This is a genomic window from Haladaptatus ordinarius, assembly GCF_054177595.1.
The window spans coordinates 41,604-63,149 of sequence record NZ_JBPEHH010000021.1 but is presented as its reverse complement, the minus strand read 5'-3'; the positions used below and the strand labels follow the sequence as shown (position 1 = coordinate 63,149).

The window sequence follows — 21,546 nt, the reverse complement described above, 5'->3', positions numbered from 1 at the left end:
GGCGTCCTCAAACGCCAGTGTCTTGACCGTCGCATCTATCACGCAGCGACCCTCCGGTCGGAGGTCGCTGCGTGGCAGGAGCACCGCAACGCGGCTGACCGGCTCATCGACTGGCAGTTCACGACCGACGATGCCCGAATCAAGCTACACCGACTGTACCCAGTTGAATTGGAAGAGAACTAGCGAAACCACGGTTGAAGCTACAGTAAGCTACGTTCGAGTCGTTCGATGCGACGACGTCGTACCTGGTAGTGTGACTCTGCAGTCCGTGCGTCGAACGACGGCTTTTCGTACGGTGCCTCTCGAGTCGGCTCTACTGCGTGGTGTCGTCACGCCTCGGTCTCCGGCAGCAGATTCTCACAAGAAGGGGGATGACAGCTGTCCCACTCGACGACTGCCACGGCGACGATGGGACATTTGTTACTAAAAGACGATGTTAGTAATAATTTTTGGCTCAGTAGAAATCATCATCGTCAGCCAATTCCACACGTCCCCGACTCGGTCTCTCTCTTTCGGCCGAACACGGGCTCCGACCGTTCGTCTGCTGTCTCGACGGATTTAGCGCCCCGATAATAAAACTCGCTCCGTCCAACTGCTACTCGATGACTGGTCTCGACTGGAGTGTCCGATACCTCTCTCTTGCGGCCCTCAGCACTGCTGGAACCGTCCTCACGTGGTTTCTCGCCAGCGCCTTCGTCATCTACGTCGCGCTCGCCACTGCTTTCGCGTTCGCAGCGCTCGCGCTGGCTCACGCCTATCGACTTCGTGAGCATCCACGCGTCTGAAGAACTCCGCACCGACGTACCTCTCCCGCGATTACCCGGCACCACCCGGCGAGTATCGACGACGGTTATTCGACCGTCACGCTCTTTGCCAGGTTCCGTGGCTTGTCGATAGACCGACCGAGGTTGTGCGCCGCGTAGTAGGATACCAACTGCAACTGGATGTTCGCCAGGAGACCGGACCACACGGGGTGGGTGTCAGGGATTTCGAGGGTGGAATCGGCGATGTTCGCCGACGGGTGACCCTCGTTCGCCACCGCGACGATTGGTGCGCCGCGAGTCTGTGCCTCCTGTGCGTTCTTCAGCGTCTTCTCGTCGTCCTCTCCGCTGAAGAGCGCGAACACCGGCGTATCGGACGTCACGAGCGCTAACGGACCGTGTTTTAGCTCGCCAGAGGCGAAGCCTTCGGCGTGTTCGTAGGTGATCTCCTTGAACTTCAACGCGCCTTCCTTGGCGACGGCGTTGTTCAGGCCTCGCCCGATGAAGAAGAACGACTTACTCCCAGCGTAGCGGCTCGCGATGCGTCTTGCATCCGTCGACTCGAGCACCTGGTCGACGCGTTCCGGGAGGTGTTCTAACTCTCGAAGGAGTTCGGCTTTGTCTTCCGGTGGGGTCGCCCCCTCGATGTCCTCGGCGAGTCGGATTCCGAGCAGGGAGAGCGTGACCGACTGGGAGGAGAACGTCTTCGTGGCGGCGACACCTATCTCCGGGCCCGCCCGGATGAACAGCGCGTCGTCGGCGTCGCGGGCCGCAGTCGAACCCATCACGTTCGTCACGGTGACGACTCGTGCACCCTGTGCCTGGGCCTGCTTTAAGGCACCGAGCGTGTCTGCCGTCTCACCGCTCTGGGTGACCGCGATGACCAGCGTGTTCTCTGTGACCGGGCCAGGCGTCGAATCGACGTACTCGCTGGCACGGAACGCCTGCGCTCGAATACCGGCGCTGTTGAGCAACTGCCGACCGTAGAGGGCAGCGTGATAGGACGTACCGCACGCAACGAAGTGCACGTCGTCCACGTCGGAGAACGTCCCCTCTGGGAAATCGGCGAGGTTGACTTCGCCGTCTTTCACCCGTCCCTCGATGGTGTTCGCCAGTGCGTTGGGCTGGGTGTTTATCTCTTTGAGCATGTAGTGTTCGTACCCTCCCTTGCCGGCGTCTTCGGGGTTCCAGTCGATGTGCTCTACGTCACGGGTGACCCGATTTCCGTCGAGGTCGGTCATCGTGACGCCGTTCGGTTCGAGCACCGCGACGTCGCCGTCTTCGAAGTAGACGACGTTGTCGGTGTGGTTGAGGAAGGCGGGCACGTCGCTGGCGAGGTAGTACTCGTCGTTGTCCAGTCCGAGGATGAGTGGCGACCCCTGTCGAGCCGCGTAGATGGCGTGGTCGCCGTCGACGATGGCCGCAACCGCGTAGCTCCCTTCGAGGTCGCGGATGGTCATCCGGAACGCGTCCTCTCTACTCGATGCCTCTTCGAGGTAGTATTCGAAGAGGTGCGGGATGACCTCGGTGTCGGTATCGCTGGTGAACTCGTGGCCTTGCTCTTCGAGCCACGCTTTGAGTTCGGCGTAGTTCTCGATGATACCGTTGTGGACGACGGCGACCTTGTCCGTCTCGCTCGTGTGCGGATGGGCGTTCTCGTCCGTTGGCGGCCCGTGTGTGCTCCAGCGGGTGTGGCCGATCCCGACCTTTCCTTTCGGGACGTTGCCGACGATGCTGTCTTTCAGCTCCGAAATCTGTCCCGACCGCTTGTAGACGGAGATACCCGACCCGTTCTGGACGGCGACCCCAGCGGAGTCGTACCCTCGATACTCGAGGTTCTCGAGTCCTGTGACGAGCTTCGTGATGGCGTCACCGTCGCCGATTCGGGCGATGATTCCACACATCTACGTCCCCTCCTGTCGGACTACGGCGTACTCGGGGTACGTTTCGGGGACTGGCCGTCGCTCCGTGGAGCGGGCCGTTCCGGAACGAACCGTCGCACGTCCGTCTGTTGTGTTCGGGTGGTTCATGGGTGTAATGTCCTGTAGCCGTACCGTCGCATCGCGGGAACGACGGTTGGCCCTTATCACGGACATTTCACCCTATCCCCATTACTATAGACTGATTAAGGGGGTATCTTAGCAGGGCTGTAAACCAAATTAATGACTTGTCAATACTGTTCGGTGTCGGCTGACTATCTATCTATCATACGCATCGTTCGGTTGGAACGATGCGATGTTTGGAAAAATGAGCCACGTATTTTCGATTATCGTTACTCTTCGGGCGGTTCGTTTCCGCCTCCTGGTTCCTGTCCGTAGAGGATAACGATATTCTTCCGACCGATGTTTATTTTACTTACCTGTTTCTTATTTTCCATCTTCGAGAGTAGTCGGCTCACCTTCGATTTCGACCAGTTGGTCTTTTCGATGATTTCTCCCTGCGGAAGTCGGCCACCGTTCTCGCGCAGGAGTTGGAGAACTCGGTCTGCATCGGTTACGACTTCGCCGGTCTGAATCGGCGGCTGTGGGTTCGAGTCGGGACTATCGTCGGTATCGAACACTCCAAAAACCCACTCCGTCCCGTTTCGCTGAATCAGCAGTGCGCCTCCGACGAGTAGGGTGAGCAAGACGAGATACAACCCGCCTGCGACGAGACGGCTACTCGGATTCGTCCCGAACTTGCGTTCGAATCCGTCGCTGAGCCCGTCGCCGTCGGTGTCCGCTTCGAGCGGGTTGGTTCCGATGTCGTCTTCCATCCCGTCGTTGAGGCCGTCGTTGTCCGTATCCTTCCTTATCGGATCGGTTCCGAGCACTTTCTCCTGCCCGTCGTCGAGTCCGTCGTCGTCGGTGTCGGCGATTTTCGGGTCCGTGGCACTCTCGCCCTCCTCGCTGTCGGTCAGCCCATCGCCATCGGTGTCGTTGTTGAGTGGGTCGGTCTTGAGCTCTAACTCCGCGACGTCGGTTAGCCCGTCGTCGTCCGTGTCGGCCTTACTCGCGTTCGTCCCCAGTTCGTCTTCCTTCCCGTCTTTCAACCCGTCGGAGTCCGTATCGGGCTTGTTCGGGTCCGCTCCTACCGTTATCTCCTCGGCGTCGCGCAGTCCGTCGTCGTCTGTGTCGGCCTTCGTCGCGTTCGTCCCGTAGTTGTTTACCTCCTCGCCGTCTTCGAGTCCGTCTCTGTCCGTGTCCTTGCTCGTGACGTTCGTCTTGAGTTTGACTTCCTTCTCGTTCGTCAGACCGTCGCCGTCCACGTCACCGGATTTCACCAGGACGAAGACGGAGACGTTCTGCCGAGTGACGACCTCTCCCTCGTTCTCGACGGTGACGACAGCCGTTCGCTGCCCGGTCACGCTGGACGAGACGTTTCCGAAGCTGAAGTTGAGATGCTCGACGCTGTTTGCAGAGAGCGACGTGCCCTGACAGGAGGCCGAACTCGTGGTGCTGTTGTTCGGCCCCTCGAGCGCCGTACAGACTTCGTGGTCACCCGTCCGATTTCCCGTATAGATGGTGACACTCAGGTTGTGCGGCTCCGACTGCCAGAGATAGGTGACGTTCTGTTCGGTCTTGACGACACCTTCGCCCGTATACGAGGCGTCCTGAATGACGAGCTGATTACCCGACGGTGCTGCGACGGCCGATGTCACGCTGGCGAACAAAATGAGACACGCGGAGAATACCACGAGTGGCCTGTGAGTCATATTTCAGAATTCTACTGCCTGTTTCGGCGCGTAAACCATTCTATGTTTGGTATTTTAGTGGCGAGTATTTTTCCTTTGGGGTTGGACTTCTACTGTATATTTCTTTGGATTTAATCACTTTCTGTTACAGATTACGGCATTGGACGGCTTACATATGCGAAAAAATCAGCGGACATAGCAGCATCAAGTATCTAACGTTATCGAGAGTAGTACGGAATTCACGCGGGTTTATCAATCGGGTATGTCCGATCAGGCGAGTCGTTGGCCGAGCGTCAGCGTCCAGAACATCCCGAGGATGAGGACACCGATTGCACCCTGTGGAAGCAACGCGAAGGGGGCGACACCGAGCGTCGTCCCGGCCAGAACCGTCGCGCCGACGCCGGACGCACCGAGATAGTAGCGGTCCCAGCGGGTCTTTTCGTCTTCGTCCGTCTCGTCCGACTCCGCCCCGGTCGGTTCGAGGTAGCCGTACAACAGCTCGGCGGCCTCCGTTTTCCGAACCGTTCCGCGACTCTGGTTGTACTCGATGATGCCCTCTTCGTCGAGTTTGGGGAGGTGTGACTGGTAGAGCGGGATGTATACGCGCTGGCGCTCGCTAGACGAGAGCGCCTGTACCGTGGTATCGTTCTCCCATGCAGCCACCTGCTCGGCGATGTCGCGCATCGCTACGGCCTCGCTCTCGTCGTCTACGTCGCTCAGATACCGGAGCACGTTGCGTCGTCGCTCGTTTTGCAACAGATGATATATCTTGTCCTCCTCTAGCTCCACAGGCGCGTCCGATGCCGTCGTACTGGATTGTTCTTCGACCTGTTGTGTCGTCGTGCTCATGATAACTACGTTTCGGGGATAGGTAATAAAGCAAGAAGCTACTCCCACCAGTTGCAGCCAGTTTTCTGGATTGTTCTAAGTCGTTCACGCATATTTCAAATTGTTTTTCCCGTTCATCCGTACGCCGCCTCCCGATTTTCTAACTACATATATTTTCATACTATATAGTGTTCTGTCTAGTAAGGAATTTGATATGTGATGTCAAACTTCGTGGATTCTGTGTTATCGACTTCTGACTGGTCCCCGTAGCTATCGATTTTCTCCCGCAGTGTTTCCATGTGGGGTGCTGGCACGAACGCGCCCCGACGAAACGCCCGTTTTCAGGCACGAGCGCCTTAGTCACTGTATAATAAAGCCTACAGGGTTTCATCAATCGAACCGAGGCTCGCGTCTGACCGGACGTGCGAGGGCGAACGTCTACCTCCGCACCCCTCGTTGCCGGTCGCTCCGGTGCCGCCCGTCGGTACTGGGGAGCGAACGACGGAGGACCATCACCCATGAATTCCACGATAGGCGACATCGACAGCCAGCCAGAGTACGCTGGAAGCGACGAGTGCGACGTTGAGAAGAGTCGAGACGCGACGATATGCGTCGTCGGTCTCGGCTACGTCGGACTACCGCTGGCTGTCGGCTTCGATCAAGAAGGATACAACGTTGTCGGCTTCGATATTGACGACGGAAAAGTCGAAACCCTTCGCAGTGGTACCGACACGACGGGCGACCTCGGTGACGAGACCATCGTCGAGAGTGAAATCACGTACACGACCGACGCTTCGGAAATCGCTCGTGCGGACTACGTGATGATCACCGTCCCGACGCCAGTGGACGAAAACGAACAGCCGAACCTCGACTTCGTAGAGGCCGCCGGACGCACCGTCGGTGAGCATCTGTCTCCCGACACGACTGTTATCCTCGAATCGACCGTCTTCCCCGGTGCGACCCGCGAGGTGCTCGTCCCGGCAATCGAGGAGACCTCGGGCCTGACCTGCGGCGAGGACTTCTTCGTCGGTTACTCCCCCGAACGTGCGACGCCGGGTGACCCCGAGCACGGTCTGCGCGACGTCGTGAAAGTCGTCGGTGGCATGAACGACGAGGTTCGAGACGACATCGCCGACCTCTACGCGACCGTCATCGACGCGGGCGTCCACAAAGCTGACTCCATCGAAGTTGCGGAGGCGAGCAAGGTCGTCGAGAACGTCCAGCGCGACCTGAACATCGCACTCGTGAACGAGCTGGCGATGGCCTTCGACAACATGGACATGGATATCGACACGCGTGCCGTGCTCGAAGCGTCGGGGACGAAGTGGAACTTCCACCACTACCAGCCCGGACTGGTCGGCGGCCACTGTATCCCGGTCGACCCGTACTTCTTCATCCACCGGTCCAAACAGTCCGGTTTCGCGCCGCGTCTCGTCCAGCAGGGTCGTGACGTGAACGAGTCGATGCCCGTCCACATCTCGAATATGATGATAAAGGAACTGAACCGGGCGGGCAAGACGCTTCGGGACAGTCGCGTTCTCGTCCTCGGTTTGACCTACAAACCAGACGTGGCCGACATCCGCACCTCGAAGGTGGACGGTATCATCCGCCAACTCCACGAGTTCGACATCGATGTCGTCGGCTACGACCCCCATGGCGACAACGAGATGATGAGTAAAACGTTCGACATCCCGGTACAGACGGACGACGAGTTCTCCTTCGACGGCTTTGATGGTATCGTCCTTGCGACGCCCCACCGCGAATTCTCCGACCTCGACCTCGCGGAAGCGGGAGCACAGATGAACGACAATCCCGTCCTCGTGGACGTGGCTGGCGCGTTCGACGACGAGGTCGTCTCTGAGGCTGGCTTCGCCTATCGGAGGGTGTAGATGTACGAAGGGCACACGATAGGCGTCGTCGTGCCCGCGTACAACGAAGAAGGGTTCGTTGGCGACGTCCTCGATTCGCTTCCCGACTTCGTAGACCGCGTCTACGCTGTAGACGACGCCTCGACCGACGGTACGTGGGACGAGATTCGCGCACACGCGGCCATCGAGCGCCCGCCGCGCGCTGGTGAGAGTGACGACACTGACGGTGAGGTGGTCGCCATCCGTCACGAGCACAATCGCGGCGCAGGTGGGGCTATCAAGACGGGTTACCTCGCCGCCCGCGAGGACGGCGTCGACGTGACCGTCACCATCGACGCAGACGGTCAGATGGACCCCGACATGATGACGCGCTTTCTCGACCCAATCATGGCAGACGAGGCGGAGTACACGAAGGGCAATCGGCTCTCGAATCCCGAATACCGCCGCGATATGCCGCGTTTTCGCCTGCTGGGCAACTGGCTGCTGACCGGCCTGACCCGCATCGCCAGCGGCTACTGGGACGTAACCGACCCACAGAACGGCTACACAGCCATCTCGCTGGCGGCGCTCGAAGCGATCGACCTCGAAGGGATGTACGAGTATTACGGCTACTGCAACGACATCCTCGTGAAGTTGAGCATCGCCGGCATGCGGGTCGTCGACGTGGACATGCCCGCCACCTACGGTGACGAAGAGAGCAGTATCGAGTACGGCGACTACATTCCGAAGGTGTCGCTCATGCTCCTGCGCAACTTCGTCTGGCGTCTGGGTTCACGCTACCGAGCGCACCCACTCGGCCTCGCCTACGCGCTCGGCGTGGGAAGCGCACTGGTCGGCGTCGTCCTCGGCATTCGTGCCCTCGGCGCGGCCCGTTCCGGTTCGGAGAGCGACCACGCACGCAAGTCGCTCACGTCGTTCGCAGTCGGTCTGGTCGGCGTTCTCGCCGGCATCGTCCTCGACAGGAGGGAGAATCGATGAGGGTGTTCGTCACCATCCAGCATCCGGCGCACGTCCACTTTTTCCGCAACGCCATCGCGGAACTGGAGCGTGAGGGCCACGACGTTCACGTCTTCGCCCGCGAGAAGGAGATGGCGGTCGAACTACTCCAGCGATACGACATCAGCCACGACGTGCTGGCCGGTACTGCGTCGGGGCTGTCCCAACTGGCGCGGGTGCAGGCCACCTACGAGGCGCGCTTGCTCCGCCGGGCGATACAGCTGAAACCCGACGTGATAACCGCCATCGGCGGTGTCGCGGCGGCTCACGTCGCCAAACTCGTCGGTGCGCGGAGCGTCGTCTTCTACGACACGGAGCACGCGAAGCTCATCCAGAACCTCGCGTTCCCGTTCGCGGACGCCGTCTACACGCCCGATTGCTACACCGGGAGCGTCGGGCCAAAACAGGTGCGCTACGCCGGCTATCACGAACTGGCGTACCTCCATCCCGACCGGTTCACTCCCGACCCCACCGTGGTCTCCGACCTCGGACTCGACCCGGACGACTCGTTCGTCGTCCTCAGGCTCGTCGAGTGGGGGGCGTCACACGACGTGGGGCAGGCCGGGTTCGACGACGTTCGCGACGTCGTGTCGCGACTGGAGGCCGCCGGCGCGGACGTGCTCATCACGTCGGAACGCTCCCTGCCGTCGGAACTCGAATCCCACCGCGCGACCGTCGAACCCCATCGGATGCACGACCTGTTGGCCTACGCCGACCTGTTCGTCGGCGAGGGCGCGACGATGGCGGCAGAAAGCGCCGTCCTCGGAACGCCCGCCATCTACGTCAACACGCTCACGATGGGGTATACGAACGAACTGGACGAACGCTACGGTTTGCTGTTCAACTATCAGGAAGACGACCGCCACGCGCGAGCGCTGGAGAAGGCGGTCGAGATCCTCGAAGGCGACGACGACTGGCAGGAACGACGCGAGCGGCTACTTGCCGACAAAGTCGATACGACCGACGTAATCCTGCGCGCGGTCACCGGCCGTACCCGACGGGTACGCGACCACCCCGACAGGCCGGGTGCGGAGGTTTAAGTATGATGACGGAACCACCACTTGACAGACGGAGACGATAGTATGTTCGGACAGATGTCTGGCTGGCTGAAACAGCGACGACTCGACGTCGACGCCGCCATCCTGGGATTCATCATCGCACTCGCGCTGTTTCCCCTGCGATTTTTCGCCTCCCAGATTTACATTCAGACGATTCCCATCATCCTCGGACTGGGCTGTGCGCTCTACCTCCTCGCGGTTCGCAACGACCGCGAAACGATGGAGATGTTCCCGGCCATCTCGCGACCGGTGGCGCAACTTCTCCCGAGCGTCGTCTTCGTGACGACGGCCGTGATGGTCGTCGTCGCGCTCTACTCGGGCCAGCGTTCCGTGCTCTTTCACGTCCTCACGGGTATCGCTGGAACGCTCATCTTCCTCCAGGTACTGTTCACCGACGACGAGGATTTCCTCCCGGCACTCCTGCTCACGGAGATCCTCGTGTTGGCGTTCGTGGTTCGATTCATGGCGGTGTACTCCACGCCCTCGTACATCGGCATCGACATCTGGACGCACATGACGCGGTTGGCGCAGGGCGTTCTCGACCAGCACTCGCTCTCCTCGATGCAGGGGAACAAGCACATCGCTGCGCCGCTGTACCACCTGATGGTCGCGTCGGCGGCGATGCTCTACGACGTGTCGCTCCGAAACGCCCTCTACCTCTCGGTGGGCGTCGCGATGCCGGCAGTCGTCCTGTTCGTCTACGGGGCGACGAAACTCCTCGCACCAGCGCGCTGGGCGGTGTTCGCGGCGCTGCTCTACTCGCTCGGCGACTACGTCATCGAGTGGGGTATCCACATCATTCCGACGAGCCACGGGCTGTTGTTCTTCATCGCCATCATCTACGCGCTGTTGCGTATCATGCAGTTGGAGTACAACGCACGGGACTTCAGCCTCCTCGTGTTCCTCTCTATCGCCATCATCCTGACACACCAGGTCTCGACGTTCATCATGCTCGTCGTCCTGTTCTCGGGGCTGTTGGCGCAGTTTGTCCTTAAACTGGACATCTTCCAGACGACGGCGCGCAGACCGGGCGTCTACCGAAAGATGGAGCCCGTGAACCTCGCCGGACTCCTCGCGTTCGACGTCGGCCTCATCACGTTCATGTGGTCGTTCACGCCGTACAACGGCGATTCGTTCCTCGAAACGGTGCTGTCGTATCTCGCCCAGACGATGCAAGAGAGCTTTGGCGTCCTCAACCTCGCCAGCAACAACTCCGGGAATATCGCGGTTCCGAAGCCGACGCTCGTTCAGAAGGTGGCGACGTACATCGACACGATGGGATTCTTGCTACTGTTCGGGCTGACCATCGTCGGCTGTCTGTACGTCCTCCGTCGTAAGCGCATCTCGCACTCGGTGTTCACCCTGCTCTTCGCGACCGTCGTGATGACGGTGTTCACCCTCGGTCTGCCGCTGTTCGGCATTCGTAACTTCATCCCACAGCGGTGGTTCGCGTTCCTCTACGTGCCGATGGCGATTCTCGCCGCCCTCGGTGTGGCGTATCTCGTTTACAACCTCGACCGGCGGGTCGTGGTCGCGACGCTGCTCGTGGTGGCGCTCGTCTACCCGAGCATGATGGTGATGTCCGGTCACGGGGCACTCGACAGCCCCGTCTTCCAGAACGAACAGACGCGGCTGACCTACAACGAACGCGAGGTGGCGGCCGTCTACACCATCGCGGACATGACGGGGTCTCCGGACTCCTCGAACCTCCTTCCCCGGCAGGTGATCAGAACCGACCACCCCTACCAGACGGTGTTCTCTAGAACGGGGGCGTATCCAGCGGACGCGGTCAACCTCTCGGTGAACGGAGGGGCGACCGACCATCCCATCACCGTCTATCGTGAGTATCAGTCCACGGGTGCGCCGCAGTTCCGTCTCGTCAACCAGAGTGCGAACGCGAGCGTTCCGGTTCGCCGAACGGTCCCCCGCGAGAACGTCTGCCGTCCCGGTCAGAGCGTCCTCTATACGAACGGTGATGTCACGATGTGTGCGGATCGATCGGTGTAGAGGACAACCCTTTTCTAGCGTCCCGGTAGACCCTGAGGTATGCAGGGAAAGCGCGTACTCGTAACTGGCGGTGCCGGATTCATCGGATCGAATCTCGCCAACGATCTCGCCGCAGAGAACGACGTCGTCGCCATCGACGATGGCTACCTCGGAACGCCCGAGAATCTGGACGATGCCGTCGAATTTCACGAGCAGAGCGTCCTCGACGACGACCTTCCGACGGACGTCGACGTGGTCTTTCACCTCGCAGCCCTCTCGTCGTACGCGATGCACGAGGAGAACCCGACGAAGGGCGCGCGGGTGAACATCGAGGGGTTCGTCAACACCATCGAGCAGGCGCGCAACGACGGCTGTGATACCGTCGTCTACGCCTCCACGTCCTCCATCTACGGCAGTCGAACGGAACCCTCTCCGGAACACATGGAGATCGAAGCCCGGACGGGGTACGAAGCGTCGAAACTCTCCCGCGAACGCTACGGCGAGTACTTCGCCCACCACTACGACATGAACATGGCCGGGATGCGATTCTTCTCGGTCTACCAGGGCTACGGTGGCGCAGAAGAGCACAAAGGCGAGTTCGCGAACATCATCGCGCAGTTCGCCGACGACGTCGCCAACGGCCGGTCGCCAGAGATCTACGGCGACGGAAACCAGACACGAGATTTCACCCACGTCTCCGACATCGTTCGCGGCCTGGTGCTCGCGGCCGAACACGAACTGACGGGCATCTACAACCTCGGCACCGGCACGAGCTACGACTTCGACACCGTCGTCGAGTTCATCAATCGTGAACTCGGCACCGACGTCGAACCCGTCTACGTCGAGAACCCGATTCCGGACGACGTGTACGTTCACGACACGAAAGCCGACGTGACGAAGTTCAAGAACGCGACCGGGTGGAAGCCGAAAGTCAGCTTCAGAGAAGGCGTCCGTCAGGTCTGCGAGCAGTACCAGTAATCAGGCGATTCGGGTGTGTGCGCCGATGAGCGCACCTGCCAAATCCATGTTTTCGACGTGCGTCTTCTCGTCGATGATGGAATCGCGCACGTCACAGTCGCGCACCGTCGCGTTCGGGAAGACGACGGCGTTCTCGACGTTCGCGTTCTGCAGTTCGACGCCGTCCATCACGTGGACGTTCTCGCCGATGGTGGTTTCTTCTATCGTGGTGGACTCGGCGACGTAGGTGTCGCCGTCGAGGTACCACGCGACGGCGTCGAGGTAGCTCTCGGGCGTGCCGATGTCGTACCACGCCTCGTCAAACGTGTAGGCGTAGACGTCGTGGCGCGACTGCAGCCACTGGATGAACCAGCCGGGTTCGTCGGGGTTGTTGCCGTCGGCGAGGTACTGTTCGAGCAGGGGGAGATTCTCGCGGGTGAAGGCGTAGCAGGCGATGGAGACGAGCGTGGAGTTGGGGTCGGCGGGTTTCTCCTGGAAGTCGACGACGCGTTCGCCGTTGAGTTCGACCAGCCCGTAGGATTTCGCGAGTTCTTTGCTGCCGACGTCGTAGGCGGCGAGACAGGGTGCGTCCTTGTTCTCGAAGAAGTCGACGAAGTCGTCGATGTCGAAGCTGATGAGGTTGTCGCCGGCGATGACCAGCAGGTCGTCATCCACTCCCTCGCGGTCGACGAGCTGGGCGAGCGCGCCGACGACGCCGAACTTCTCGTCTTCTTCGGCGGTGTCTTCGACGCTCAGTTGGGGTTTTTCGAACTCGCTTTCGGCGAGGTGGGTTTCGAAATCGTCGGCGAAGCGTTCGTTGGTGCTGACGTAGACCGTGTCGATGCGGTCGTCTGCTTCGAGGTCGGCGAAGATGCGGTCGATGACCGTGGTTTCGCCGATGGGCAGGAACATCTTCGGCCGGTGTTTCGTGATCGGCCACAGCCGAGTCGCGTAGCCGCCTGCTAAAACAACAGCGTCCATATCTCCTCATCTCGTTCACCCCCCCTTCATTATGAAGCGGCTAATCGGCCGTTCGGCGAGACTGGCGTGTCACTGTCTCACACCACCAACTTCGCCGTTTGCGACTGACGGTTGATGATGCGTGCCACCGCACCACACGAGCAGTTCGTCCGGAAGTCACCGCTTTCGCCAGTCGGGCGTCGGGAGACCGGCCGTGCCGTCGTACAGCCAGAGAGCGAACATGGCGGTGCCCAGGACGAGTTCGAAGACGACGATCGGGTGCCAGCCCGCCTCGCCGAGCATCTGGAGGTACTCGAAGAAGTACAGTAGAAACCGCCCGGTGAGACCGCGGTGCTGCTCGTACGCCGCAAGCTGGACGACCGGCCACAGCACGACTTCGGGTTTCAGCCCCTCGCCCATGAACACCGGGTAGACGATGTCGCCGACGAGGTGCGAGACGTAGCCGACCCCGAACGCGGCGGCGTATCGAAGCCGGCGTCCACACCACGCGAATGTGGCGATTATCGACAGCACGAGACCCGCGACGAAGACGGAGTGGGCGACGGAGTACCCCGTCGGAAACAGTTCGAACGACCACGACAGCGGCTTATCGACGAGGTCGGGAAGGAGGGCCGCGAAGCCGAGGACGACCACCTCTCTGGTCCTCGGCGACGGTCGCCGTGCGAGGTTCACGGACAGCGAGTACCACAGATATCCGAACGCGACGTGTTCCCACGGCCACATCTCTATCGGTCGTTCAGGACGTCCGAGTCACGGTCGGGGAAGAACCCGTCGTCGGTCGTGGTGGTGGTAGATGTCTCGCTGGTGGCAGATGTCTCGCTGGTAGTAGACGTTTCACTCGTCGTGGTGGTTGCGCTCGTGGTCGTCGCACTCGACGTCGTCGTGGTCGTACTCGGCGGTGACGTGGTGGTGTCGCTGGTCGTCTGCGGCGGTTCGGTCGTGCTCTCGCCTCCGTCGCTGCCGTCACCTCCGTCGCTGTCGTCTCCACCGTCGTTACTGTTTTCCTCATCGCTGTCGTCTCCGCCGTCGTTCGTAGTCTCGTCTTTCGCTGGGGCGCCCTGCTGTGAGAGCCACAGTCGCATCGTGAGATACGGGTCGTCGCCGGGGTCGCCCTTGTAGAGCAGGAGACGGAGTCGGACGTTGTCGCCGGAGATAGACGGGTCGCCTTCGAGTGTCACTTTCTTCGTCTTTCCTTCGTCGACCGTCACCTGTTTCTCGGCGAACTGCGCTTGCTTCACGACGTTCCCGTCCTCGACGCGCTGGAGAACGGCGACGACGGTGTACTGGGTACGTTCTCCCTCGCGATTGCCGACGTTCACGGTCACGCCTTCTCCACCGAGGTCGGTCTGGTACAGCGTGTTCGTGTTGCTATCGACGTTCTGCGTGTCTACGTAGAACTCCGTGAACTGGTCTCCCTGTGGCGGGTTGAACACTGCGAAGCCGACGCTGGACGCGACCAGCAGGAAACTGATGACGATACCGACGTTCAGGAGCGTCGTCGTCCCGCCATCGGACCCTCGCCCCGTCGCCCCGAACAGCAGTCCGGGTACGCCGGGGGAGTATCGACGCTTCGCGGGGACGCGGGCCCGGCGAGTCAACGCAACCAGCGTGAAGACCGTGGTGAAGGCGACGAGACCGACCAGAATCGGAAGCATCCTCACGCCCCACGGCGTGAAGTTCGCCACTGCCGCAATCATGGGGACGATGGCAACGCTCAGCGTGACGGCCAGTGCGACTCGTTCGGGGCCGCCGAGCGAGTATATCGTGTTAGCGTCGCCGATTCCGAACTTCCGCGTTTTGTCTTTTTCCCCGCCCGGGAATATCGCCGAGACGAGGACGTACCCTGGTAGGAAGACGACGAGCGGCAACACGAACGCGACGCGCGCTCGCCCGCCGAGTCCGGCGTACGCTGTGTACCCCCCCAGGCCAGTCAGCGCGAGCGCCACTACGAGGTCCGCGAACCACCAGCGGCTATTCGTACTCATTGTCTCTCATGTCGCGTGATGCGGGTTTTATTATACGGCTCCTAATCAATTCTCCGAGCGCACCTCGTCGGCGCCCCGCGCTTCTGCGGGCATATAGAGCACGTCGGCCGGGTCGACGACCGTCTCGGAACACTGGGTGACCCACCCGACCATGTCGTTGATACGGAGTTTGTGTAGTGGCGGCAACTCGTGAATCATCTCCTGTTCCGGGAACAGGCGCTGGTCCAGGTTGTAGCGGTCGTACACCTGCTCACGGTCGGGCCACGCCGATTCGAACTTCCGAACGAACGGCACTTTCCGACGCGCGAACCGCTCCATCTCCGAGAGGAGCATCGACGTGTACGGACGGTCTGGGGGTCGGTGTCGGAACAGGTCGCCGTCCAACTGTCGAATCGCGCGGATGAACGTCTCGGTCGTCCGGTACTCCGGCGGCGTCTGGAGGTGCCAGTTCAACAGCTCCGTGTCGGCCGCGATGAACGATTCGAGATAGTTGTCCGCGAGGTGGGTGCGGAACGGAATCGTCGGCTGGTTGCTGATGCTGAACAGCGAGAGGGCGTTTTGCACGGAGTCACACCGATTCAAACAGTGGTCGAATTCGCTGGCGATGGCCTCGCGCACGAACTCTCCGGCGGCGTCCGGTTCGGTGGTATACTGCTCGGCGACTCGTTTACTCTTGTCCGGCATGTAGCCGAAGTTGTCGAGGGACGACTCGATGGGGTCGGGGTCGTTTTCCATCTGCTTCAACGGGATTCGCTTCCCGAACAGTCGAAGCTCGCTCCGCTTCTGGGCGAATCCGCGCAAGAGTGTATCGAAGAGGAGGCCGTGGTACATCGTGTCCACTTCGATTTCGTTCTTGTAACCCGCGTGGTGGATGTGGATGGACTCTTTGATGCCGTTCGTGTACCGAACTTTCTCCTCGCCCGGGATGATGTACCGTTCGTTCGTCACCAGCGTCGTGTGGTCGACGCCGTACTGTTTCGACAGCCGCCGGGCGGTTTTCACCTCCTGTGCGTCCGGCATCCCGACAGTGTAGCAGTGCTCGATCTCGGGAAGCTGAGAGAGGAGCGTCCGCGAGTCGTAGCCCGCCGACAGGAGCAATCCTTTCTTTCCGGGCTGGCGCGAGCGCCGACGAATCGCTCGCTGCATACGGTCTGCGAGTTCGCTCGCGTAGTCCATTTCCCGTTCGTCGTAGACGAATCGGTCGAGTTCGCCCACTTCGTCCGCCGTTAGATAGCCGTCGAAGGGGGTACGATGCAGTTCGTGAAACAGCGTCTTGTTCCCGAGGACGACGCCCATGTGGAGGAACTCGCCGACCGACTGGCGGCGCATCGTCGGATTGTCGATGGTCGCCGCGACTTCTGCCGCGTCCGTCCCGAACACGCGCACGCCGGGGTCGTCCGTGTAGAAACTCTCCCACGACCGGATGGTGTCGGTGAGCACGATGGCGTCACCATCGTGTTCGATGAACGCGAGGTACGACCCGTTGAGCGCCTTGATGGCGTCTGTTCCGTTCTCTGCGTACTGTTCGAGCAACCAGCGGGCCGGCTCCGACCAGCCGTGCTTGTTCGGGTACGCTTCTCCCCAGATGACACACGACCCGAGTTCCCCCGAGTAGGAGGCGCTCCGGCCCGGAATTCCGAGCCCGGTGTCTCGAATCCCGACGGTCGCAACATCGCTGGTAACGATGTCGTCGAACTCCCGTCCGACTCGGAACCGCTCGAACTCGTCCCGGTCGCCGAAGACGCCGAATATTTCTTTGTTCATCGTTCTTCCTCGTCAGCTCTCACCGAGTGGTGACTGTCCCGTGCCACGGCGATGTCTGGTCGGACATCGTTCGCCTCGTCAGTTCTCGCTCGTGTCACGGTTGGCCCTAATTCTGCTATTGTGTTTATGGCGGTTAACTATACACAGTATAACATCAGGAAAATTGTGTTTAGGAAACACTGAAGCGGCTCTCACGTCCCGACAGCACCACTGACGGTAGGTTTTTCTCGACGGCCGGCACGCCTCGCGGGGTCGAAGAGTCGTGACTGTGCGCGACGAAGCGTGACCGCGACCGGTTCGAACTCGGTCGGCGAGCTAGTTTCGAAGCCGAGAGTACGGCGTCAGCGCCGGTTCGACGCCTCGCGGTCGCTGTCGGCCCGCGCTCCGAAGCTCTGTCGGGTATCCGTGTCTGCTGTCAGCGAGGCAGCGAGAGTAGTAACTGACACGTCGTGTTTCCGTCCCGTCGTGTCGGGCCGTAATCGTTCCACGGGACTGTTGTCGTACGAGGACGGAGACGACGCGCCTCGGGTGAATCGACCGGTTCGTCGGTCGACGTTCTCTCGCTCTTCCGTGAGCTACGGTCCGTTCTCGGCCGAATCCGTCGTTTTCGTCCCGCCGTTATGGGCCTATTAAGGCGAGCGCGTCCGCTCGTATCGGGATGTGTGCCAGGCATCTGTGTCTCGGTTGCCGGATCGCTCGCCTGTCGGATTTAGAGCGCCGGCCGTCCGAAGCTGTCCGTGGAATGGCATCCGCCGGGAACGGCGTCACACTCGCGCCCGCCACGCCCCCTGCACGCATCCTCGTCCGCCAAACTCGTGTTCTCTCTGTGGTCTGGGTCGGTGACCGTCGGTGGCGACGCTGTCGCGTTCGCGACGGATACTCGACTCGAGTATCGGCGCGTCACCTCGCCGGCGATCGAAACGTCGTCAAGTTGTCATTATCGCCGTCGGAACTGGACTACGACGCCGTTTTCGGCACGTGATATTCGTCATCGATGGTGATGGACGAACCGTGACAGATGCTTTTCCGTGAACGACGCGGAGACGAGCTGAAAAACGTTCACGTACTTATCCTCTCATTAACCAAGTCGATTCGAATTTCATATAACGTAGTAATATGTCTGATCTCTCCAAAAATAACGACGGTCGACACGCTGCACGCCGCCAATTTTTACGACTCTCGTCCCTCGCATTCGCTACTTCGCTCGCTGGCTGTTCCGGCGACTCACCGTGGACGACGACCACGTCGTCCACGACGACAGAGACGACACAGGACTCGACCACGACCGAGACGACGGCCAGTTCCGCCCCTTCACTGAAGACGAAGTCCAAAAGCCGTGAACGGTACCGGTCGCCGGGAGAAAGCCTCGACGAGTTCGAGACTCTCTCAGCGTGGCAGACGAATCAGGGGTCGATGACTGCCAGTTCGCAGTACGCGTTCATCGGCTCGAAGAGCGCAAAACTCGTCGGCGAGAACGGTGACCACGCCGTCATCCAGAAGTCGTTCACCGCACCGAAGGACTTTACAGATACAGACGTGTCGGTCGCGCTCCGAACGACGACGCCGGACGCCATCGCCTTCTTCGTACAACTCATCGACACGAACGGCAACGCTGCCGAACATCACCTCCGGGACGTCTCGATGAGAGCTCCCGACATCGGCTGGTTCCGAACGTGCCCTGGTGTCTGCCAGAGCGACGACGGCTTCGACCGCAGTTCGGTCGACCGGATTCGTCTTCGGGTGAACAACGCTTCGAGCGAGCGCGCCGTCGTGTGGGTCGACGACGCACGAACCCACCCGAAACCGGACAAGGGGTACGTGATTCTGAGCTGGGACGACGGCAAGCGGAGTTACTATCGGAAGGCCGCACCGATTCACGACGAGTATGGGTTGCCAGCGACGTTGACACAGCCCCCTCAACCCAGTGCCGTCGAGTCGGAACTGTTCATGTCTCTCGAAGAGCTGAAAGAGCGACAGAAAAAGGGCGACGAGGTGGCGGCCCACGGAAGCGTCAAGGAGCCGTTCGCACGAATCTCGACGTCGAAACTCGACGGTATCCTTCGGCGGAACAAGCAGTGGCTCATCGACAACGGCTTCGAAGGGGCGGATTTCATCGTCTATCCCGGAAACAACTATGACGCCCCGGCGCTGGACGTCATCGGTCGCTACCACTACATGGGTGGGATGAATCAGTCCGGGAGCGTCAACACGACTGGCCTCCACGGTTTCGACCCCCTCGTGCTCCCCCGAACCATCGGCCACGACCTCTCGATATCGAAGCAACTCGTCGACCGTGTCGCCGCACACCGAAACGTCGGGATTCTCAACTTCCACGACTTCGCGAGCGACAACACGATGAACGTCCCTGACTACAGGTCGTTGCTCGACTATATCGACCGTACGACCGACATCGAAGTTATCACCTTCTCCGACCTCTGGAAGATGCGAACGTCCGGGCCATAAGCCACGAGAACGAGTTCACGACCCACCGCGCATCACTGTGACGGTCGGCTCGCCACTACGGCTCGTATGCCCTCGCTGTACGGTTCGAATCACACGGTCACACTGCAGAGTTCGAACTGGTGTAGGTGTCAGCTAGAAGAACGACGTTCTCTCGGTGGTTCGCGTCCCGTACGCGGCACTCCAAGACGGGCTCACGACCTCCGCACGAACCGGAGCAGATCCCCCGACGAAATCGAGGCGCACCTCTCCGACCACGGTTCGAAATCGAATCAGTTGGTGACCGGTCGGACGCCCATCACATCCGCGCTACCGCGAGCACTGGTCGTCGTCATCGGAGTCTCCACCGGAATCTCCATCGGAGCCACTACCGGAATCGCCGCCGGAGTCACTGCCGGAGTCTCCATCGGAGTCACTACTGGAATCGCCGCCGGAAGCTCCACTGGAATCGCCGCCGGAAGCTCCACTGGAATCGCCGCCGGAAGCTCCATCGGAGTCACTACCGGAGTCTCCGTCGTCATCGTCGCCGCCGTCGTACTCCGAACTGTTGTTGCTGCCATCGTAGCCGTCCGGGCTGCTGTCGTCGATACCGTTCCCGAGGTGCGAATCCTTGACGGTGACGTCTTCGGCGTCGCTCGTGATGCGAAGCGCTGCGTTGCCGCTGCGCGCACGTGCCGAGACGCTTTCGATCAACGTCCCGTGGCCGCTCTCTACGAGCGCGTTTTCTTCGGAGACGTAATCGCCTTCGTAGATTACGACGTTGTTCCCCGTGTTCGTCAGTGCTCGTCGACCGTTTCCACCACCGTGGTCGACTTTCAGATTGCGGAACTCACAGCCGTCACGGTTGTTGTGGATCGCACTCCGTGTGCCTTCGGTTGGTGCGTTTCCAACGACGGTGACGTTTTGGAGGTGGACGGGCTTGCCACCCTCCTTGATTTTGATGGCTAGGCCACCGCCCGTCTCGTGGTCGACGGTGGTCCGCTTGATACGCGTCTGGCCCGCGGATCCCCGAATAGAGATTGCAGGCGTTGGACCATCAGTTCGAGCCGTGACGGTGGAGTCGACGACTGCTACGTTGTCCGCACTTTGCGTGATCCAGATTGCGGGACTCTTATCGATGTTGGTTCGGAGGTCGACGTTCCGTGCGACGAGGCCGTTTCCGTCCTCGATGCGGAGACCACGCTGAGCGATGTCGTGGTCGTCGCCTTGGTTGACGACGATGGTAGCGTCCTCGATGTAGCTGTCGTTCCCACCGAGACGGACGTTCGCGCCCAGACTATTCTCGAAGTGACCACCTTCGATTCGGATGGAACCGGACCCTTCGGAAGCGTATAGACCGTTGTCCGGAAAACTTCCGAGTACGCAGTCACGGAACGTCATCGTCCCTTTGTTTTCGGCGTTACAGAGGATGCCCGTCGGGCCACGCCACAGGGAATCTCCCGGCGTGTTACCGGTCCAGGCACCTCCGTCCGGGGCCTTGAACCGTTCGACGAGACCACTCCCGTCGTCGTTGAGGACGACGGCCCGAAGCGGTCCGAACGTTCCGCTGTCGTGACGGCCGACGACCTCGATGTCGCGGATGAGTAGTCCGTCGGTGACCTCGGCTTCGACGACGCGGATGCCCGTGTTGTCTTTCGTCTGGTCGACGGTGAAGCCTTCTACGCGCAGGTCTCGTCCGGGGTCGTAATCGACACCCAGGCGGAAGAGACGGTAGTTCCCGCCGTCGCCATCGTCGAAGTTGCTGTAGTCCGCTGGGACGAGCTCGGCGTCGTGACCGACCATACCGAAGTTCGTAAAGCCGGTGTGGCGGAACTGTTCGTCCATGTAGTACTGGCCTTCAGGGAAATAGAGGAGCGTATCGTCGGCTGCGTGTTCCTCTAGTACGGGTGTGACTGATTCGTTTCCTTCGTTGTCCGCTCCCACTTCCGTTACGTCGATGACCTCGTTGTACTGGCCGCTGTACTCCGAGTGCTTCCCAGATGCGGTACCCACGGCTGCAGACGAGGCGGCGATTGCTCCGGTTAGTTTGAGAAAGGTTCTACGACTATTTGAATTTCGATTTTGCCTGTCTGGCGCCATCAAAATAGAGCTATCATCCGTATATATTAATTATCTGGTGCCTAGTTCATTCCCTCTCGGTTTTCCCTCTGTTGGAAACGTTGTAAACGGTATTCAGCGCCCCGCTCTCACAAATATCAGTTCGCTTTCTGCTCTCTCTTAAGCGCCATA

Annotated in this window: 17 protein-coding genes and 1 pseudogene; 9 read left to right on the top strand and 9 right to left on the bottom strand. The window is 60.5% G+C overall.

Annotated elements, in window-relative coordinates; genetic code table 11:
* Nucleotides 1–183, top strand: a pseudogene (locus ACR3FF_RS09935) (hypothetical protein); the annotation flags it as partial.
* 419 nt (nt 184–602) lie between these two features.
* Entirely contained in the window at nt 603–785 is a 183-nt protein-coding gene (locus ACR3FF_RS09930; protein ID WP_458187854.1) for a hypothetical protein, read from the top strand.
* 65 nt (nt 786–850) lie between these two features.
* Here ACR3FF_RS09930 and glmS read toward each other — a convergent pair whose 3' ends face one another.
* From glmS to ACR3FF_RS09910, 4 genes are all read right to left on the bottom strand, one after another.
* Nucleotides 851–2,665, bottom strand: coding sequence for a glutamine--fructose-6-phosphate transaminase (isomerizing) (glmS, locus tag ACR3FF_RS09925; protein ID WP_458187853.1), 1,815 nt, complete (start codon nt 2,663–2,665; stop codon nt 851–853).
* Nucleotides 2,666–2,791: a hypothetical protein gene (locus ACR3FF_RS09920; protein WP_458187852.1), complete on the bottom strand. Its 126-nt coding sequence runs from the start codon at nt 2,789–2,791 to the stop codon at nt 2,666–2,668. It lies immediately after the preceding gene.
* A gap of 242 nt (nt 2,792–3,033) precedes the next feature.
* Nucleotides 3,034–4,455, bottom strand: coding sequence for a helix-turn-helix transcriptional regulator (locus ACR3FF_RS09915; protein WP_458187851.1), 1,422 nt, complete (start codon nt 4,453–4,455; stop codon nt 3,034–3,036).
* Nucleotides 4,456–4,704: 249 nt separating this feature from the next.
* Nucleotides 4,705–5,283 carry a DUF7344 domain-containing protein gene (locus tag ACR3FF_RS09910; protein WP_458187850.1) on the bottom strand — a complete coding sequence of 193 codons (579 nt, stop codon included), beginning with the start codon at nt 5,281–5,283 and terminating at the stop codon, nt 4,705–4,707.
* A gap of 497 nt (nt 5,284–5,780) precedes the next feature.
* Between ACR3FF_RS09910 and ACR3FF_RS09905 the strand changes: the two genes are divergently transcribed.
* From ACR3FF_RS09905 to ACR3FF_RS09885, 5 genes are read left to right on the top strand one after another with little or no spacing between them, the layout of a single operon-like run.
* Complete coding sequence (locus ACR3FF_RS09905; RefSeq protein WP_458187849.1) at nt 5,781–7,151, top strand: nucleotide sugar dehydrogenase; 1,371 nt, start codon at nt 5,781–5,783, stop codon at nt 7,149–7,151.
* Nucleotides 7,152–8,108 (top strand): glycosyltransferase family 2 protein, encoded by a 957-nt coding sequence (locus ACR3FF_RS09900; RefSeq protein ID WP_458187848.1) that lies wholly within the window; start codon nt 7,152–7,154, stop codon nt 8,106–8,108.
* Nucleotides 8,105–9,166 (top strand): DUF354 domain-containing protein, encoded by a 1,062-nt coding sequence (locus ACR3FF_RS09895; protein ID WP_458187847.1) that lies wholly within the window; start codon nt 8,105–8,107, stop codon nt 9,164–9,166. The genes ACR3FF_RS09900 and ACR3FF_RS09895 overlap by 4 nt, the downstream gene beginning before the upstream one ends.
* Before the next feature lie 42 nt (nt 9,167–9,208).
* Complete coding sequence (locus tag ACR3FF_RS09890) at nt 9,209–11,191, top strand: hypothetical protein (protein WP_458187846.1); 1,983 nt, start codon at nt 9,209–9,211, stop codon at nt 11,189–11,191.
* Between the two features lie 39 nt (nt 11,192–11,230).
* Nucleotides 11,231–12,148 (top strand): NAD-dependent epimerase/dehydratase family protein, encoded by a 918-nt coding sequence (locus ACR3FF_RS09885; RefSeq protein WP_458187845.1) that lies wholly within the window; start codon nt 11,231–11,233, stop codon nt 12,146–12,148.
* On the opposite strand, the gene ACR3FF_RS09880 is transcribed toward ACR3FF_RS09885, so the two are convergent.
* From ACR3FF_RS09880 to ACR3FF_RS09865, 4 genes are all read right to left on the bottom strand, one after another.
* Entirely contained in the window at nt 12,149–13,108 is a 960-nt protein-coding gene (locus ACR3FF_RS09880) for a sugar phosphate nucleotidyltransferase (protein ID WP_458187844.1), read from the bottom strand.
* Nucleotides 13,109–13,264: 156 nt separating this feature from the next.
* Nucleotides 13,265–13,831, bottom strand: a complete 567-nt coding sequence (locus ACR3FF_RS09875; protein WP_458187843.1) for a metal-dependent hydrolase — start codon at nt 13,829–13,831, stop codon at nt 13,265–13,267.
* Nucleotides 13,832–13,833: 2 nt separating this feature from the next.
* Nucleotides 13,834–15,093, bottom strand: a complete 1,260-nt coding sequence (locus ACR3FF_RS09870; protein WP_458187842.1) for a DUF1616 domain-containing protein — start codon at nt 15,091–15,093, stop codon at nt 13,834–13,836.
* A 45-nt stretch (nt 15,094–15,138) separates the two neighbouring features.
* Nucleotides 15,139–16,857, bottom strand: a complete 1,719-nt coding sequence (locus ACR3FF_RS09865) for an asparagine synthase-related protein (protein WP_458187841.1) — start codon at nt 16,855–16,857, stop codon at nt 15,139–15,141.
* 742 nt (nt 16,858–17,599) lie between these two features.
* Between ACR3FF_RS09865 and ACR3FF_RS09860 the strand changes: the two genes are divergently transcribed.
* Together ACR3FF_RS09860 and ACR3FF_RS09855 are read left to right on the top strand one after the other, a co-directional pair.
* Nucleotides 17,600–17,839 (top strand): hypothetical protein, encoded by a 240-nt coding sequence (locus ACR3FF_RS09860; RefSeq protein ID WP_458187840.1) that lies wholly within the window; start codon nt 17,600–17,602, stop codon nt 17,837–17,839.
* 431 nt (nt 17,840–18,270) lie between these two features.
* Nucleotides 18,271–19,320, top strand: coding sequence for a polysaccharide deacetylase family protein (locus ACR3FF_RS09855; RefSeq protein WP_458187839.1), 1,050 nt, complete (start codon nt 18,271–18,273; stop codon nt 19,318–19,320).
* Nucleotides 19,321–19,626: 306 nt separating this feature from the next.
* Here ACR3FF_RS09855 and ACR3FF_RS09850 read toward each other — a convergent pair whose 3' ends face one another.
* Nucleotides 19,627–21,309, bottom strand: a complete 1,683-nt coding sequence (locus ACR3FF_RS09850; RefSeq protein WP_458187838.1) for a hypothetical protein — start codon at nt 21,307–21,309, stop codon at nt 19,627–19,629.
* Nucleotides 21,310–21,546 lie beyond the last annotated feature (237 nt).